Consider the following 17,181-nt stretch of genomic DNA (forward strand, 5'->3'; position numbering starts at 1 on the left):
AAGCATGATACAGCCTTTAGCGTACATACACCCCCAGGCCAAAATTGCCGATAACGTGGTTATAGAGCCCTTTGTTACCATCCATAAGGATGTGGAAATTGGCGAGGGCACCTGGGTGGGTTCCAACTCGGTTATTATGGATGGTGCCCGCATCGGTAAAAATTGCCGTATTTTCCCGGGTGCCGTTGTATCTGCACCACCACAGGATCTGAAATATAAGGGCGAGCCAAGTACTGTTACCGTTGGCGATAACACGGTTATCCGCGAATGCGTAACCCTTAACCGCGGTACGGCGCTTGATAAAAATACCACCACCATTGGCAGTAATTGCCTGCTGATGGCTTACGTACACGTTGCGCACGATTGCGTTATTGGTGATAATGTGATCATTGCTAACGCTGTTCAACTGGCCGGGCACATTAACGTTTACGACTATGCTTTCATCGGCGGAACTTCTGCCGTCCATCAGTTTGTTGAGATAGGCGCGCACAGCATGATCTCCGGTGGTTCGTTGGTACGTAAAGATGTACCACCATTTACTAAAGCCGGCCGCGAGCCACTTTCTTATATCGGCATCAACTCGGTAGGCTTACGCCGCAGGGGATATTCGGCAACTACCATCAACGAGATCCAGGAAATCTACCGCATTATCTTTCTCAAAAAATACAATATCACCAAAGCTTTGGATATCATCGAGGCAGAGTTTAACCCAACCGTGGAGCGCGACGAGATAATCAACTTTGTGCAGAATTCGCAGCGCGGCATCATGAAAGGTTTTGGAAGTATATAGTCCGAATCAGAATGTACAGAATTTTATAATGAACAGAATGATTTGTTCATTTAGCAATTCACCCGTTGCCTAAATTCTGAAAATTCTCTAATCCTGAAAATCCTGATTCAGAATATGAAAATCACCCTCCAAAACATAGGCCGCCGCTTTAACCGTGAATGGATCTTCAAGGGGGTGGACTATACTTTTGAGAACAAAGAAAGCTACGCCATATTAGGCTCCAATGGTTCGGGGAAATCAACCCTGCTGCAGGTTTTGAATGGCAGTTTGGCACCATCCGCCGGCGTGCTCGCTTATTCTTACGAAGACAAATCGGTAGAGGCGGAAGATGCGTTTACTTACCTGAGCCTTGCCGCGCCCTATTTGGAGCTGATAGAAGAATTCAGCCTTAATGAGATCATCGATTTTCATTTCAAATTTAAAAGCTATAAAACGGGGCTCAACAGGCAATCTGTAGTAGATCTGTTAAGCCTGCCTGGCAGCCCCAATAAACTGATCAAATATTTTTCTTCGGGTATGAAACAGCGTTTGAAACTCGCGCTGGCTTTTTGTTCGGATACGCCCATGCTGATGCTGGATGAACCCACTTCCAACCTGGATAGCCAGGGCATCGACTGGTATCTTAGCCTTGTAGAACGATACAGCGCCAACCGCTTAACCATCATCTGTAGTAACCAGGAGCATGAATACAGCTTTTGTAAAAATCGGTTGAGTATTGCGGATTATAAATAATTAAGAAGCGAAGTATCGAGCTTCTACAATTAATCCCAAGGCCAACTATTTGCTTCTTTCCCTACAGATATTAATTTTGACTCTCAATTGTTGGAATTGGAAATTAGCTACACCGAACCGGCTGTAAAAGGCGATACGTCAACCGGCGCGCAAAAAAAGGCAACCGTTGAAACCGGTGCCGAGATCCGCGTTCCTTTGTTTATTAACATTGGCGATAAAGTAAAGGTTGATACCACCACAGGCGCTTATGTGGAGAGAGTAAAGGCGTAAGCCCCCGACCCCGGGAGGAGGGAGCAGAATATTATCTAAGCCTCCGATAGGGGGCTTTTTTGTTTGATGTTATTGTATTACTTTTGATTATGCAGGAAATAGATAAATATAAGCTTCTTATTCTACCTGTGCTAAGGCGCTATCTCATTAAACGCGCTGCAATTTTTGGGTCAATTGCTAAAGGAAATCACAGTTCAAACAGCGATATCGACTTATTAATTGAAGGCGACTCCACATTTACCATGTTCAAGCTACTCTCTCTGGAGGAGGAAATCTCTCAAATAGTAAATCGAAAAGTCGATTTGGTGGAGTATGGTGCTATCAAATCATCAATCCGGAATGAAGTGCTTCAATCGGCTATTACTATTTTATGAGCCGGTCTGATAGTGTTTACATAGAAGACATTCTCGAATCAATAACAATTATCGACAACTATATTACCGAGAAAACAGAGTTTGATTTCATTACCGATATGATGATGCAGGACGCAGTTATCCGTCGGTTTGAAATTATAGGTGAAGCAGCAACAAAAATATCAGAGGCTGTAAAAACGGCTAACCCCAATGTGCAATGGCGATTGATGAAGGCGATGCGGAATAAGTTAATTCACGAATATTTTGGCGTATCGGCATCAACAATATACACCACAGTCAAATCCGACTTGCCGATTTTAAAAGATCAGTTGAGTAAGATCAAGCTATAATCCCTCAAACGTCGCCAGCAGATTCACATTCGGGTCGAAAACCAGGTTGCCCGAACTGGCGGAAAATTTCATAGTCATTTCCCTTTCAGTTACCCGGATTATTCCGGCTCGTCCGTCAATGGTAAATTCTAAGGGGAATTCATAAAGCGCTTCCTGCTTTTGTGTTATGTTCAAGGTTATCGTTTTTGATGCTTTATCAAACGTTTTCTCAATCATTAACACAGGATGCCCCGCAGTATACAGCCATTGTTTAAAAAATTGTTTTAAGTCCATGCCGCCGGCTCTTTCCATAACGGTGCATAGATCGTTAGTATTGGCGTTTTTGTCCTTGTATTGGGCGTAATAGCTTCGTATACCTTTCCAAAACAGTTCGTCGCCCAGTTTACGGCGCAGCATGTGCAGCACCCAGCCACCCTTTTGGTAGCTGTTGGCATTAAGCAGCTTCATATAGTCGCCGTTTATGGTGGTATCAACAACTGGCGCAAAATGTGTTTTTTCTAATGCGAATATCGTTGCGGTATCTGCAAGTAACCGCTTTTTAAGCTTTTCCGGACCGTATTTGCTTTCTATATAAAGGTTGGTCATGTAGGTGGCAAAGCCCTCGCTTAGCCACAGGTTTGGCCATGTTTTTTCGCTCGCCGCATCGCCGAACCATTGGTGAGCTATTTCGTGTGCCATCAACTCCTCAATGGTTGGGCTTTTAACCGATTCCTCGAAATAGAAGATGCAACTGGCATTCTCCATGCCGCCAAATATGGTTTTTGATTGTACATTGGCCAGCTTTTCGTAGGAATACGGGCCCACATTCTTAATGAAGAAAGGAAGTATTTCTTTAGCTACGGCATAGCTCTTAAAACCGGTTTCCTTATCCTCCGGGAATACGTAGGTATAAACCGGGATACCGTTAACATCGCCGGTATGATCAATCACAAAATCGGCAACGCCTATCACCATCACCTTGGTAGAGATGGATGCCTTCTCGCTCCAATGGGTAAGCTTTAATTTGCCGGGTAGATCTTGTTCTTTAACCTTCGATCCGTTGGCGACTACGTTGTAGTGCGTTGGCGCGGTAACAATAAATTCCACGGTTGCCTTATCAGCAGGATGATCTGCACATGGCAACCAGTTTTGCGCACGGTTGGGCCAGTTGTCGCCAAAAAAAGTGCGGTGCTTGTAGTTATTGGTAGAGATGATGAGCCCATCCGCGGGGACGCCGCTGTACTTGATGGTATAGCTATGCAGGCTACCGGTCGTAGCTCTTGTATTGATCTTTACAGAATTGCTATCCTGAGTAAACTGTAATAGCTTGCCAAGTTCCGTTACCGATGATACCGTCATCCCCTTGCCTTTTGCGTTCTTTTTAACCAGATCAAGGCTAAACGCATTTGCCGATTTTAAGAATTTAAGCGTTACGGTTGCATTGCCTATGATGTTGTTATCCGCATCATTTAATTGCAGTGCAAATTTATAATGCTGTACATCGATGGCAGCGCCAGGCTGTTGAGCCTGCGCAAAATGGGTAATGATTAAACAAAGAAAAGAAAGGCAATAGTTACGCATGGCTGGAGCTTTTTCAAATATACGATTCGTCTTAAAATTTAGGCTTTTTAAAGAGGCGTTAGTCCCGGCCTATGTCGTAGCAACGGATTTGATCTGGTAAAAAAGGCGCCTTTTATGTTAACCCTGTAAAATATCAACCAATTGATTACCAACACATTAAAAGTTAACACTTTGAAAATGTGTTAACTTTTGTAAACTTTTTCATCCAAACAGCTATTTCGCGCCAAGCGAAAACGCATTAAAACTCCAACTCCAGCAATACCGGGCAATGGTCAGAATGTTTGGCTTCGGGCAATATGGCGGCGCGTTTAATATTGCCTTCCAATTCTTTACTCGCCATGGCGTAATCAATCCGCCAGCCCAAATTCTTGCCGCGTGCGCCGGAACGGAAGCTCCACCAGGTGTAGTTGTGCGGCTCCTTGTTTACATGCCTGAAGGTATCTACAAAGCCCGATTCGATAAAGTTTTCCATCCATTCGCGCTCCTCGGGCAAAAAGCCGGATGAGTTGGCGTTTGATTTTGGGTTATGAATATCGATGGCGCGGTGGCAAATGTTGTAATCGCCGCAGATAACCAGTTTTGGGTGTTCTACTTTCAATAAGGTGAGGTATTTGCCAAACTCATCCAGGAAACGGTATTTAAAGATCTGCCGTTCATCGCCGCTGGAGCCGGACGGGAAGTACGCGCTCATTACTGATACCTCATCAAAATCTACCCGGATGCAACGGCCTTCCCTGTCAAAATCGGGAATGCCGCAACCGTATTCCACATGGTTTGGTAATATCTTGCTGAAAATAGCCGTACCACTATACCCTTTTTTCTCCGCAGGGAACCAAAAATGTTGGTAGCCCAAATCATCTATTAGTCCCAGATCGGCGATAACATCGGGTGTGGCTTTAATCTCTTGTAAACAAACCACATCGGCATCGGTAGCCTGAAGCCAAGCCAGCCAATTTTTATTGATGGCAGAACGAATGCCGTTAACGTTGTAAGTGATTATTTTCATGCCCGTGGCCCCCTAACCCCCTAAAGGGAATTTCTTTTAATGTGTTTTATCAATTATATTTAAATCCCCAATACTAATCAAAAGCTCCCTCTTCAGGGGGCTGGGGGGCTAAGTAATTTATCCAACTGCTTACACTCGCGTTTACTCAGCAACACCACTACCATATTCACATTGGTGGTTGGGCGGTCGTGTGCATCTTTTTTAACGGCGGCAATGCGGTCAACCATATCAAGGCCGGTTACTACCTCGCCGTAAACGGTGTAGTTTTGGTCGAGGTGAGGCACTCCGCCAACGGTAGTATAAATATCGCGCTGCCAGGCTGGAATCTTCCGGCCTTTGAGGCGGGTCATCTCCAGTGTATCTAAACGGCCCGGAGTAAAACGCTTGCCCTCTACAATGTAAAACTGGCAACCGCTCGAGGCCTTTTTAGGGTTATCATCCCGCGCGGCGGCCAACACTCCTCGTTTGTGGAAAAGGCTGTCCCTAAATTCGGCGGGAATAGTATACTTTACATCGCCATTACCCAATTCGGCACCTGGTTTGGCTTTGCTGGTATCGCGCGAATCCGGGTCGCCACCCTGGATCATGAAATTCTGTATCGCCCTGTGAAACAAGGTACCGTTATAAAAGCCTTTTTTGGCGAGCTTTATAAAATTATCGCGATGCAGCGGCGTTTCGTTATACAGGCGAATAATGCAATCCCCATAGCTGGTACGGATACGCACGTATTGGTTCTTTGGCGGTTTGGCAAAGGCAATGCTTACCGTAAGAAGGAGTAAAGTAAGGGTAAAGAGTTTCTTCATGTTAGTTGGAAAGGTTGGAAATGTTATAAAAGTTGAAGAAGTTGTAATTGTTGAAAATTAAAATGATTGTTAAAGATATAACGTAAAAATTAATCTCCCAACCTCTCTAACCCTTCCAACTTTTACAACCTTTCTAAACTAATATCCGTTTTCCTCGAAATAAGTAATTATCAGCGATTTTATAAGCATCTCCTGCTCTAATATTGCGTAATTGGGAATGGTTTTCACCAGTTTCCAATGCGGCCAGCCGTCCTGGTCCTGGCCTTCCAGTTCGTAAAACCCCATTTGGCTAAACAGCTTGCAGTTAGCAATATGCATCAGCTCCTCCTTTTGCCTTTTGTTGAATTTACGCGGCCCCTGCCCCAGTTCCTGTACGCCAATTAAAAACAAAAGTACTTTAATGTCGGGCTTTTCGTTATCAAAGTCGGCGGCTATGCGATCCTGTAATGCAGTAAATTTTAAATTGATCTCAGCAGGTTTCATACGGGCAAATATACGTACGCCGGCTTGTTTAAAAATGTAATGATTAGGTGCTATTAACAATATTGTTACGAACCAAACATCGCGTTGGCATATTATTAATTAGCTTTGCGCAAACGTTGCTAAAAGCTTACAAATCGCTGTGAAAAAAAGCACTTACCATATTATCTATTCCTGGGCATTGCTGCTTTGCTTTGTTACGGGGCAGTATATGGTATATGCCCACCAGCACAACCAGGTAAAAAACCTTCATTCATCGGCAAATCACGATTGTAAGAGTTCTTCGCATACTATTGTAAAAGAGAAATGCGAGATCTGCGATAGTATGCACCACAATGCAATGGACCTTTCTGCCAGTGTTGAAGTTCATACTCCCTTGATTATTACAAAACACTCCTTTAAATCATCTCCGTATGATTTTACCAGCATAGCCCTCATTTTAGCTGCCGGGCGTGCTCCTCCTATCGCTTCATAATAAGCCATTCTTAAATAACGCCGCCTGATGTGGCATTTTCACGGATTTTATTTATTTATTATGAAACTAAAACTCATTAGTTGTTTCCTGTTCCTGTTTATACAAATTACGGCCTTCGCCGATGTTAATATTATTAAGGGTAAAGTTATAGATGCCAAAACAAACGAAACACTCATAGGTGCCGTAGTAAGCATCCCAGATCTGCACGTTTCTGTGGCTACCAACGCCAACGGCGAGTTTACTTTCCGGTCGGTACCGGCTACCGGCAAGTACGTGATGCAGGTGCAATACCTCAGCTACAAAACCATTACCCGGGTGGTAGATTTTTATTCCGCAACAGCACTGGTATTCGCTATGGAAACCAGCGTGGTAGAGGCCCGCGAAGTGGTTATCACAGGCACGCCCATTACATCAAGCAGTAAAAACAATAGCACATCGGCCAGCGTGGTGAGCAAAGAGCAGCTGCAGGGAGCATCAACCAATTTGATAGATGCACTGGCAAGGCAGGTGCCTGGCTTAGGGCAAATATCTACCGGACAGGGAATTTCCAAGCCGGTTATCCGCGGCCTAAGCTATAACCGCGTGGTTACCCTTAGCGATGGTGTTAAACAACAAGGCCAGCAATTTGGCGACGAACACGGTATTGAGATAGACCAATTTCAGGCCGAGCGCGTAGAGGTTTTACGCGGTGCCGCATCACTGATGTACGGCTCGGACGCCTTGGGTGGCGTCATTAATGTGATAGACCCGCCAAGCCCGCCCGAAGGAAACATTAAAGGCGAGATATTAAGCAACTACTCTACTAATAGCGGCCTTATTAATACCTCGCTGATGCTGACAGGTAACGAAAGCGGCTTTGTATGGCGTGGCCGCGGAAGCTACCAAAACGCACATTCTTTTAATACGCCCGCCGGTTATTATGCCAACAGCGGGTTTAACCAAACGGATTTTAACGGCATGCTTGGCGTTAATAAATCATGGGGTTACTCGCATTTAAATTTCTCGTACTTTAAAAGCAACATCGGCTTTTTTGATGCCGAACCCGGCGATAACTTGTACAGCAACTCAACCAGCCGTACGCTGGATTACCCGAAACAGGATATCCGCCACTATAAGTTAGCCTTCAACAATAACTTTATCATGGGCGGCAGTTCGCTGAAACTCGACATTGGTTTCCAGAAAAACCAGCGCCGCGAATTAGCAGACAGCCCGGTACCATCTTTGTTTTTCGACTTGAACACCTACTCGCTCGATGCAAAATATTATACGCACGAAGTTAACGGTTGGCACCCCGTTATAGGCTTTAGCGCAAGCCTTGGGCATAGCGTTAATAAAGGCGTTGAATTACTGGTGCCTGCTTATGACGAATATAGCACCGGGGCATTTGGTTACGTAAAAAAAACCTGGGACCAAAACACTTTTAGTGCAGGTTTACGGATTGATTATATCCAAAATAAGGGTAAACAGCAAAATGTTGATGGCACGCAGGTTTTTAGCGGATTTGATAATAAATTTAGTAACCTGAGCGGCGCTATAGGCTATACTCATGCCTTTAGCGATGCACTGAACTTTAAAGCCAACGCCGGTACAGCTTTCCGCGCGCCAAACCCTGCGGAGTTAGGCTCTAACGGTGTGCACGAAGGAACCAGCCGCTATGAAATTGGTAACGGCGAACTGGCACCGGAACGCAGCTACCAGGCTGATGCAACGTTGGAGTATGGTTCGGGTTTTGTTACCGGTAGTTTTGGTATTTACGAGAACTATATCCACAATTACATTTACGCATCAAACACCAACAATGAGCAGATCATCGTTACCGACGAGGCCACCGGCCTGCCGCGCGGTTACGACGCTTACCGTTATGGGCAAGTGAATGCAAGCCTATACGGCTTTGAGGGTAACTTAACACTGCACCCTGTATCGTTCCTGCATTTTGAAAATACATTTAGCTACACCCGCGCGCAAAACAGATCGTTCGACAGGCCCTTGCCGTTGATACCGGCCGGGGTACTGCACAATACTTTGCGTTTTGAACCTAAGGTAAAAGGCATCAGGGATTTTTATCTGTCGGCCGGGATTGATAACTTCTTTAAACAAACCAGGGTTGATGCCACCTTTGAAACGCCGGCGGACGCCTATACTTTGCTGAACGCGGGGATTGGCGCTACGTTTAAAATTGGTGCTCAGGCCCTTAAAGTGTACGTGTCTGGAAATAACCTCACCAATAAACGCTACTACGATGCTCTTAGCCGCTTAAGGCCGGGTCGTTACAGCCAGGAAGACCCCACCTTTGGAGTGTACAACCCCGGGCGTAATATCACCTTTGGTTTCTATCTGCCATTCGGTACCAACAAATAGCCAAAACAACAATTAAAATAAGCAAAAGCCCTGCGGGATATCCTGCAGGGCTTCGCTGTTTGTCGAAATCAGAATTTACAGGATTAAAGAATTTTCAGAACGGGAGCTACATGGGTGACTCAATCTGAAAAACCATACTTCGATGGTAAATTCTGTTCATTCTAAAATTCTGCGAATTCTGATTCAGACAATTCCTTTGGCTACCAGCTCTTCCCTCAGTTTTTCTGAAGACGTAAAGTGGATGCAATTTATCCCCATTTTTTCTGCCGCGAGAATGTTGCGGTAATTATCATCAATAAAGAGAGATTCTTGCGGGTTAACGTTATACCTGTCGAGCAAGATCTGGTAAAACTCAGGAGCCGGTTTGCGCATTTTTTCCGCACCCGATACTACGATGCCATCAAACCAATTCAAAAATTCAAACTTTTGCTGCGCCAACGGAAAGGTCTCTGCCGACCAGTTAGTTAAGGCGTAGATCCTATATTTTCCGCTTTCTTTCAATTCTTTAAATATCTCCACGGTTCCCTCAAAGGCATCGCCAAGCATCTCTATCCATCTGCCATAAAAGGCGCGGATGTTTTCTTCGTGATGCGGGTGTTTTGCCACAAGCAATTCTGTCCCTTCTTGTAACGTACGACCGGCATCCTGTTCTTCGTTCCAGTCAGAAGTGGTTACGTTAGTCAGGAAATCGCGCATTTGTTGCTCGTCGGCAAAAACGGTGCGGTACATGTAATCGGGGTTCCAGTCTATAAGTACTGCCCCAAGGTCGAATATGATGGTGTTTATCACTTTTTCTCTTTCTTTTTCGCTGTCTTTTCAAAAATCTGCACATCGGTTACCACCGAATCAGCATTCAACTTAAACAATAACCCTTTAAAATAAGCAGTATCAATGCCGCTCATTTTAAGGGTGATGTCGTAATAAAAACTTCTGTCGGTATGGCTGTTGCGTTGGGGGTATCTCAGCAGCAATATAACCTGTTTGTAGGTAAGCCCCTTTAATTTATGTGTAGCCAGCAGGTCATCTACCATCATATACCTTTTAGGGAAGTCGATGCCGTCGCCATCGTTCCATGCGCGCCTATCAAAAGGGCGCTTGTTTTTACAACCTGCAATACCCAATATGGCAACAACACAAAAGATAAAAGCCCACCTGATGATACTCATGCTTAACTATTTGCCAGCAAATATCCTTTAAATTCGTCAAAACCGGTGCCTAAACTTACCGCTTTGCTGTCTTTTTCTTCCAGTTCCTTTACCTGCTCGGGTATGGTTATCTCATGAGCTATCTGTTCCGTAAACACATCAGGGAACTTGCATGGATGCGCGGTTGATAAAAACACCCCGGTGGTATCATCGGCTTTATTTTCCTGCTGATATGCTTTTAAGGCTTTCCAGGCAATAGCGGTATGCGGACAAGCAACGTAGTTATAGGTGTCGAAGATCTCTTGTATAGCGGCTAAGGTAGCCTCATCGGTATAGGTGTAGCCTGTGATGAGGGCGTTTAATTGGTCCGGGTGTTCCTTAAACAGGTCCGCAATACGCACCCAGTTACTTGGGTTGCCTACATCCATGGCGTTGGATAAAGTAGCCACAGACGGTTTTGGCTGATAAACGCCGGTTTTTAAAAACTCGGGCACGGTATCGTTCGCGTTTGTTGCCGCTATAAATTGTTCAACCGGCAAGCCCATTTTCCAGGCTAACAGGCCAGCACCAATGTTGCCGAAGTTACCACTTGGTACGGCAAAAACCACCTTGCTGGTACCACGCTTTAATAGTTGTGCGTAAGCGTTGAAATAGTAGAACGTTTGCGGGATAAGCCGGGCTATGTTAATAGAGTTGGCAGATGTTAAACGGAATTTGGCGTTCAGTTCAGCATCGGTAAAGGCTTGCTTAACCAATGCCTGGCAATCGTCGAATGTGCCGTCAATTTCCAGCGCACGGATGTTTTGCCCGTTGGTGGTTAACTGTAGTTCCTGTATATCGCTTACCTTACCTTTGGGGTAAAGGATGGTAACGCGTGTGTTGGGCACGCCTAAAAAGCCAAGGGCAACGGCACCACCCGTATCGCCCGATGTGGCAACCAGTACATCCAGTTGTTTTTCGCCGTCCTCTAAAAAGTAGCTCATGATGCGGCTCATAAAGCGCGCGCCAAAATCTTTAAAAGCCAGCGATGGGCCATGGAAAAGCTCCAGCACGTTTATCTTTTCTTCCAGCTTTACAACTGGGGCGTAAAAGTTAATTGCATCTTTAATTAGAGCCTTCAGGTCTTCCGCCGGGATATCATCGCCCAGAAGGTTTTGCGCAACATGATAGGCTATCTCGGGTAAAGTGTATTGGTCGAGGTTGTGGATAAATTTGTCGCCCAGATGCGGGATCTCAACGGGCATATAAAGCCCTTTATCCTGCGGCATGCTGTTAAAAACGGCCTCTTTAAAGCCAACTCTTAGTTCGGTATTATTGGTACTGTAGAATTTCATTTTGGTTGTCTGAATCAGAATTTACAGAATTTTAAAATTTTCAAAATGTGTGAGGGCGCTGTATCGACTTATAGGATTCTGTAAATTCAATAATCCTGTAAATTCTGATTCAGATAATTACCCTATCACCCTTGGCCCCTTATCATTTATAGTTGATACGTAACCGTTAGAGCCTATTTTTATGCTTGTTAAATGTTTTTGTAATTTCTGCGTGATGCGTTTGGCGGTTTCCTCATCCCGGGTGAAAGCAAAAACCGATGGGCCCGAACCGGATATACCGAAGCTTACCGCTCCCATTTCCATGGCCATTTCGCGCATGATGTAAAAATCGGGGATCAGCATACTGCGTACCGGCTCTACCAGTACATCCTTCATGCTACGGCCTATCAGGTCGATATCCTGCATAAACAGGCCGCTTACCAGGCCTGCTATATTGCCCCATTGAGTAACGGCATCTTTCATGAAGATCTTGTTCCGGATGATCTGCCTTGCCTCGCGGGTGGGAACATCCACGTCCGGGAAAACGATGGCGCACCATAAACCGTCGGGGTGTGGCAGGCGCACCACGTCAAGCGGTTCGTAGCTGCGGATCAGCACAAAGCCGCCCAGCAAAGCCGGTGCCACGTTATCCGCATGGCCATGCCCGCAAGCCATTTCCTCACCTTTCATTGCGAAAGGTAAAAGCGTAGCCGCGTCGCTATCATCGCCTAACAGGGTTTTAATGGCGAACAAACCAGCGACCGTACTGGCCGAACTGGACCCCAATCCACTGCCGATGGGCATTTTTTTGTGCAACTCTATATCTAAACCAATATCGGTGCGGCCTAAGCTTTGCAGGTAATGCTGCACGCTTACGCTTACGGTGTTCTTTGCCGGGTTTAGTGGCAGGCGGCCATCGTCGCCAGTAATTTTGCTGATGGTAATGCCGGGTTTATCCGTCAGGCGCATAATTACCTCGTCGCCCGGCTCGTTAACCGCGAAGCCCAGCACATCGAAACCGCAAACCACATTGGCAACGGTAGCGGGCGCAAAAACATGGATAGAGCCCCCCCCGCCCCCTGAAGGGGGAGTAGCCCGCCCCGCCCCCTTAAGGGGGAGCTTAAAATCTTGTATGTCGTTATTATTCATATAAACTATTTAAATTCTGTTCCCCCTTCAGGAATTAGGGGGCTTCTAATTAGCGCCCACATTTATCAGGTCTGCAAATACGCCGGCGGCGGTTACTTCTGCACCAGCGCCGGGGCCTTTTACTACCAGCGGGCGGTCCTTGTACCTGTCGGTTGTAAATGATATAATGTTATCGCTGCCACTAAGCATATAGAAAGGATGGTTCTCATCAACCATTTGCAGGGTGATGGATGCCTTGCCATTTTCCAGCTTGCCTATGTAGCGCAGCACTTTTTTATCTCTTTCTGCTGTGTCTTTCAGGTTTGCAAAGAAAGCATCTTCGCTTTTTAATGCTGCATAAAAATCTTCAACAGTTTGTGCATCAAGGCAGGATTGCGGTAGAATGTTATCTATCTGCACATCGGCTGCTTCCATTTCATAACCGGCATCGCGGGCCAGGATCAGCATTTTGCGCATAAAATCCTTACCGCTCAAATCGTCGCGCGGGTCTGGTTCAGTGTAGCCTTTTTCCTGCGCCTCTTTTACCACATCATGGAAGTTGGCGTCACCTTTAAAGTAGTTAAAGATGAAAGAAATGGTGCCCGAAAGGATAGCCTCGATGCGTTGTACTCTGTCCCCACTGCTCATCAGGTCCTTCAAAGTACGGATGATTGGGAGGCCGGCACCCACATTAGTTTCGTAAAAGAAATCAACGCCGTGTCTGCGCGCGGTATCCCTAAAAGTTTTGTATTGGCTGTAACTTGCCGAATTTCCTATTTTATTGCAGGTGACAACCGAAATATTCGATTTAAAAACCTCCTCGTAGAAACCTATTGGGGCGGGGTTGGCGGTGTTATCAATAAAAACGCAATTCGGTAGGTTCATCTCCTTCATGTGGTGGATAAAGGTTTTCAGATCGGCCACGTGGTGCGATTGCGCCAATTCATCCTCCCAGCTGTCAAGAGGCAGTCCGTCAGCATTGAACACCATTTTACGGGTGTTGCTGATACCGGCTATTTTAACCTGGATGCCGTTATTTTTTTGCAAGAAATCGCGGTGGGCATTCAATTGATTAAATAAGGTTTTGCCGATGTTGCCGGTACCCAGGCAAAATGCATGGAGCGTTTTAGTAAGTTGGATAAAAAAAGCATCGTGCACCGCATTGAGGGCTTTTGCCAGGTCGGTCGCGGAAATGATCACCGAGATATTATACTCTGATGATCCCTGCGCTATCGCCCTTACGTTGATACCATTACGGCCAAGCGCGTGGAATAATTTTCCGCTTACACCTGGTGTTTGCTTCATGTTTTCACCTACGATAGCCAATATCGCCTGGCCTTTTTCTACCACCAGTGGTTCCAGTTTGTTGGCTAACAGCTCGAGTTCAAATTCCTGTTCTATCAAAAACTTTGCTTTCTCCACGTCATTCGGCTGCACCGCAAAGGTGATGCTGTGTTCTGATGACGACTGAGTGATCAATATGATATTGATCTGCTCTCTCGCCAACAATGAGAATAAACGGCCGCTAAAGCCCGATTTGCCTACCATGCCGCTGCCTTCGAGGCTTAAGATGCTGATATTATTGATGGAGGATATACCTTTTATAGGAAGGGTGGAAGATTTGCAATCGTGGCGGATAACGGTACCTGCAAATTCCGGCTCGAAGGTGTTTTTGATCACGATTGGAATCTTCTTCAAAAACGCCGGGATCATGGTTGGCGGATATATCACCTTGGCACCGAAATACGAAAGCTCCATTGCTTCGGTATAAGTAAGCTCTTCTAAGGAGAACGCTTTTTTTACCATACGCGGGTCGGCGGTCATCATGCCGTTTACGTCGGTCCATATTTGAATTTCCTGCGCGTTGAGTGCCGATCCAAATATAGCTGCGGTATAATCGCTGCCGCCACGGCCAAGTGTTGTTATCTGCCCTGCATCGTTACCTGCAATGAAACCTGTAACGATCAGTAATTTATCGCTGTGTTCCTTATAGAAAGTTTGGATCAGCAGGTCGGTAAGTTCCTGGTTAACGCGGGCGTTGCCAAATGCGCTATCCGTTTTTATCAGTTCGGAGGCATCCACAAACATCGCTTCGGGGAAATGTTGTGCCGCTATTTTGCTGATCATCATTGCCGAGCAGCGTTCGCCATAGCTCAGGATGGTATCGCGGGTTTTGGCGGTAAGCTCTCTAAGGGTAAGCACGCCTTGCAATAATTCCTCTAACTGGTTAAAGTGAATTTTTAGGCGGGTATAGGCTGGATTTTGGTTTTGAATATCCAACAACGCTTTTACCACTTCAAAGTGGCGGCGTTCCAGTTCGGCCAGCTCGGCGGTAAATTCTTTGCCTTCCGCTGCCCCCTCTGCCATGGATATAAGCAGGTTGGTAATGCCACTCATAGCCGATAATACAACCACCGGCTTGCTGCCGTTTTTGTTCTCTTCCCTTAGTATTTCCAGCAGGGTTTTGATGCTGTTTACCGATCCTACGGAGGTTCCTCCGAATTTTAAAACTTTCATTGATTGCGATAAATTAAATCTTTGGCCTCACCCTGCCCTCTCCAAGGGAGAGGGTGAAAACTCATTTTAAGTCCTCTCCTTTGGAGAGGATTTAGGTGAGGCTAATAAAAAAGCCTTCCTCTTTGCGGAGGAAGGCTTTCATTTGGTTTGTCTTTATGTTTTACACCATACGATTATCTTCCTCCAAGTTTTATCCCGGTGGTAATAATTGTTGTAATTGTGGTGTTGTTAGTAGTCATATATAATGTGGGTAAAGTAAGTAGATTATTTTCTAACAAACAAGGGTTATTTTCATTTTTATTAAATATCCATTATAATGCTTATAATTTGTAACATTAGCTCATTATGAAACGGTATTTAATAACAGCAATTTTGGCGCTTCTGCTTAGGTGTGCCCTGGCTCAGGGTGTGAAAGATTCGCTTGTATATCATCTGCCTATGGTTAATGATAAGCTGATTTATACTGACACTGTTAAGGTAACAGGTAAAAAAGCTTTATTAGATAGCGCAGCCAATGCCTGGTTCAAAAACTATTTCAAAAACTATCGGCCTTATCCGGCAGACAGAGAAATTGACGCAGGTGCAGCTGTTTTTAACCAGGCCATGTTAGAATTTAAAGTGTCTCCCGGGTTGATAGCTATCGATTACTTCGCTGCGGTTTCTATAAAAATAACCTGTGGCAATAACTTTTACACGTATAAAATTTATGAGATCAGTTTCCGGCCAAAGAACGGCGTGCTGAATAAGATTGGTTATCAGAAGAATCCGGAGTATTTGATTGAGCTTTATAAGAAGAAATATTTGGGGTTGATAACCTCGATGAGCTTAAGCCGCGGGATGATAAGGGAATACCTGGATAAAATGAATACGGCAGTTATTGCCTGTATTGAATCGCTAAATAGGGCGATGGCGAATAAAACAATGTAATTGAGTATTTTTGGCGCTGAATATGCAGGGGCTCGTAACAAAATCAACCGGAAGCTGGTACCAGGTGAAAACCGGCGACCAGACTATAGATTGCCGTATAAAAGGAAAATTCCGCACTAAGGGAATCACTACTACTAACCCATTGGCGGTTGGCGATGTAGTGGATTTTGAGATGGAGCCCGAACAGGAAACCGGTGTAATAACCAACCTGCAGCAGCGCAAAAACTATATTATTCGCAAGTCCATCAACTTGTCCAAACAAGCGCAGATCATCGCGGCAAACCTGGATTTGGCCCTACTGATAGTAACGCTGGCATCGCCCCGCACATCACTTGGCTTTATCGATCGCTTTTTGGTTACTGCTGAGGCTTATGGCATTACCGCCTGCTTAATATTTAATAAACTCGACCTTTTTAGCGATGAAGGGTTGGAGATACTGGCAGAATACCAATCCGTTTACGAGAACATCGGGTACAAATGTTATTCGGTTTCAGCATTGGAAGGCACGAACATAGATACCGTTCAGGATCTTTTAAAAAATAAAGTTACGCTATTCTCGGGCCACTCGGGCGTAGGGAAATCAAGCTTAATTAACCGCCTGCTACCAGATCTTGATCTGCGCACCCACATGATATCCGACTGGAGCGACAAGGGTATGCACACCACTACCTTTGCCGAAATGTTTGAGCTGCCGCAGGGCGGTTACATTATCGATACTCCAGGCATTCGGGAGTTAGGTGTTATCGACATAGAAAAACAGGAGCTTGGCCACTTTTTCCCCGAGATGCGCGAGCTGATGAACCAATGCCGTTTTAACAACTGCCGACACATAAACGAACCTGGCTGCGCGGTGCTTGCTGCTATTGAAGAAGGTAATATCGCATTGTCGCGTTATGATAGTTACCTGAGTATTTATAATGGGAACGATACGAGGGCGTAGACCCCAGCCCCTGAAGGGGGAGCAGAATTTAAAA

17 protein-coding genes and 1 pseudogene are annotated in these 17,181 nt (G+C 45.4%); 9 read left to right on the plus strand and 9 right to left on the minus strand.

Annotated features, from left to right (window positions below):
- Positions 1-4: 4 nt before the first annotated feature.
- The 5 genes and pseudogenes from lpxA to EPL05_RS10605 all read left to right on the plus strand — a co-directional run bounded on the left by lpxA (position 5) and on the right by EPL05_RS10605 (position 2,495).
- Complete coding sequence (lpxA, locus tag EPL05_RS10585) at positions 5-790, plus strand: acyl-ACP--UDP-N-acetylglucosamine O-acyltransferase (protein ID WP_128533934.1); 786 nt, start codon at positions 5-7, stop codon at positions 788-790.
- A gap of 114 nt (positions 791-904) precedes the next feature.
- The gene (locus EPL05_RS10590; protein WP_128533935.1) at positions 905-1,522 is read left to right on the plus strand and encodes an ABC transporter ATP-binding protein; all 618 of its coding nucleotides are present in this window, start codon (positions 905-907) and stop codon (positions 1,520-1,522) included.
- A gap of 90 nt (positions 1,523-1,612) precedes the next feature.
- Positions 1,613-1,792 (plus strand): annotated as a pseudogene (locus EPL05_RS10595) (elongation factor P); the annotation flags it as partial.
- An 89-nt stretch (positions 1,793-1,881) separates the two neighbouring features.
- Positions 1,882-2,166 (plus strand): nucleotidyltransferase family protein, encoded by a 285-nt coding sequence (locus EPL05_RS10600; RefSeq protein WP_128533936.1) that lies wholly within the window; start codon positions 1,882-1,884, stop codon positions 2,164-2,166.
- Positions 2,163-2,495, plus strand: coding sequence for a HepT-like ribonuclease domain-containing protein (locus tag EPL05_RS10605; protein ID WP_128533937.1), 333 nt, complete (start codon positions 2,163-2,165; stop codon positions 2,493-2,495). The genes EPL05_RS10600 and EPL05_RS10605 overlap by 4 nt, the downstream gene beginning before the upstream one ends.
- Here the strand turns inward: EPL05_RS10605 and EPL05_RS10610 are convergent.
- From EPL05_RS10610 to EPL05_RS10625, 4 genes are all read right to left on the minus strand, one after another.
- Positions 2,490-4,055: a M1 family metallopeptidase gene (locus EPL05_RS10610; protein ID WP_128533938.1), complete on the minus strand. Its 1,566-nt coding sequence runs from the start codon at positions 4,053-4,055 to the stop codon at positions 2,490-2,492. The genes EPL05_RS10605 and EPL05_RS10610 overlap by 6 nt on opposite strands.
- Before the next feature lie 238 nt (positions 4,056-4,293).
- Positions 4,294-5,061 carry an exodeoxyribonuclease III gene (locus EPL05_RS10615; RefSeq protein ID WP_128533939.1) on the minus strand — a complete coding sequence of 256 codons (768 nt, stop codon included), beginning with the start codon at positions 5,059-5,061 and terminating at the stop codon, positions 4,294-4,296.
- Positions 5,062-5,153: 92 nt separating this feature from the next.
- Positions 5,154-5,864, minus strand: a complete 711-nt coding sequence (locus EPL05_RS10620; RefSeq protein ID WP_128533940.1) for a peptidylprolyl isomerase — start codon at positions 5,862-5,864, stop codon at positions 5,154-5,156.
- A 138-nt stretch (positions 5,865-6,002) separates the two neighbouring features.
- Positions 6,003-6,347 (minus strand): hypothetical protein, encoded by a 345-nt coding sequence (locus EPL05_RS10625; protein WP_128533941.1) that lies wholly within the window; start codon positions 6,345-6,347, stop codon positions 6,003-6,005.
- A 139-nt stretch (positions 6,348-6,486) separates the two neighbouring features.
- Between EPL05_RS10625 and EPL05_RS10630 the strand changes: the two genes are divergently transcribed.
- Together EPL05_RS10630 and EPL05_RS10635 are read left to right on the plus strand one after the other, a co-directional pair.
- Positions 6,487-6,819 carry a hypothetical protein gene (locus tag EPL05_RS10630; protein WP_128533942.1) on the plus strand — a complete coding sequence of 111 codons (333 nt, stop codon included), beginning with the start codon at positions 6,487-6,489 and terminating at the stop codon, positions 6,817-6,819.
- Positions 6,820-6,879: 60 nt separating this feature from the next.
- Complete coding sequence (locus EPL05_RS10635; RefSeq protein WP_128533943.1) at positions 6,880-9,177, plus strand: TonB-dependent receptor; 2,298 nt, start codon at positions 6,880-6,882, stop codon at positions 9,175-9,177.
- A gap of 183 nt (positions 9,178-9,360) precedes the next feature.
- Here the strand turns inward: EPL05_RS10635 and EPL05_RS10640 are convergent, their stop codons facing one another.
- The 5 genes from EPL05_RS10640 to thrA form a co-directional block, all read right to left on the minus strand.
- Positions 9,361-9,966 (minus strand): HAD family hydrolase, encoded by a 606-nt coding sequence (locus tag EPL05_RS10640; RefSeq protein WP_128533944.1) that lies wholly within the window; start codon positions 9,964-9,966, stop codon positions 9,361-9,363.
- Entirely contained in the window at positions 9,963-10,343 is a 381-nt protein-coding gene (locus EPL05_RS10645; protein ID WP_128533945.1) for a hypothetical protein, read from the minus strand. Before EPL05_RS10645 ends, EPL05_RS10640 begins: the two co-directional genes overlap by 4 nt.
- Positions 10,344-10,345: 2 nt before the next feature.
- Entirely contained in the window at positions 10,346-11,656 is a 1,311-nt protein-coding gene (gene thrC, locus EPL05_RS10650) for a threonine synthase (protein WP_128533946.1), read from the minus strand.
- 117 nt (positions 11,657-11,773) lie between these two features.
- Positions 11,774-12,784: a homoserine kinase gene (locus EPL05_RS10655; RefSeq protein WP_128533947.1), complete on the minus strand. Its 1,011-nt coding sequence runs from the start codon at positions 12,782-12,784 to the stop codon at positions 11,774-11,776.
- Between the two features lie 45 nt (positions 12,785-12,829).
- On the minus strand, positions 12,830-15,280 hold the full coding sequence (gene thrA, locus EPL05_RS10660; RefSeq protein ID WP_128533948.1) for a bifunctional aspartate kinase/homoserine dehydrogenase I: 2,451 nt from the start codon (positions 15,278-15,280) through the stop codon (positions 12,830-12,832).
- 345 nt (positions 15,281-15,625) lie between these two features.
- On the opposite strand from thrA, the gene EPL05_RS10665 reads away from it, so the two are divergent.
- Together EPL05_RS10665 and rsgA are read left to right on the plus strand one after the other, a co-directional pair.
- Positions 15,626-16,207, plus strand: coding sequence for a hypothetical protein (locus EPL05_RS10665; RefSeq protein ID WP_128533949.1), 582 nt, complete (start codon positions 15,626-15,628; stop codon positions 16,205-16,207).
- 22 nt (positions 16,208-16,229) lie between these two features.
- Complete coding sequence (gene rsgA, locus EPL05_RS10670; RefSeq protein ID WP_128533950.1) at positions 16,230-17,147, plus strand: ribosome small subunit-dependent GTPase A; 918 nt, start codon at positions 16,230-16,232, stop codon at positions 17,145-17,147.
- Positions 17,148-17,181 lie beyond the last annotated feature (34 nt).

It is taken from the genome of Mucilaginibacter gilvus (genome assembly GCF_004054195.1).
GTDB lineage: Bacteria > Bacteroidota > Bacteroidia > Sphingobacteriales > Sphingobacteriaceae > Mucilaginibacter > Mucilaginibacter gilvus.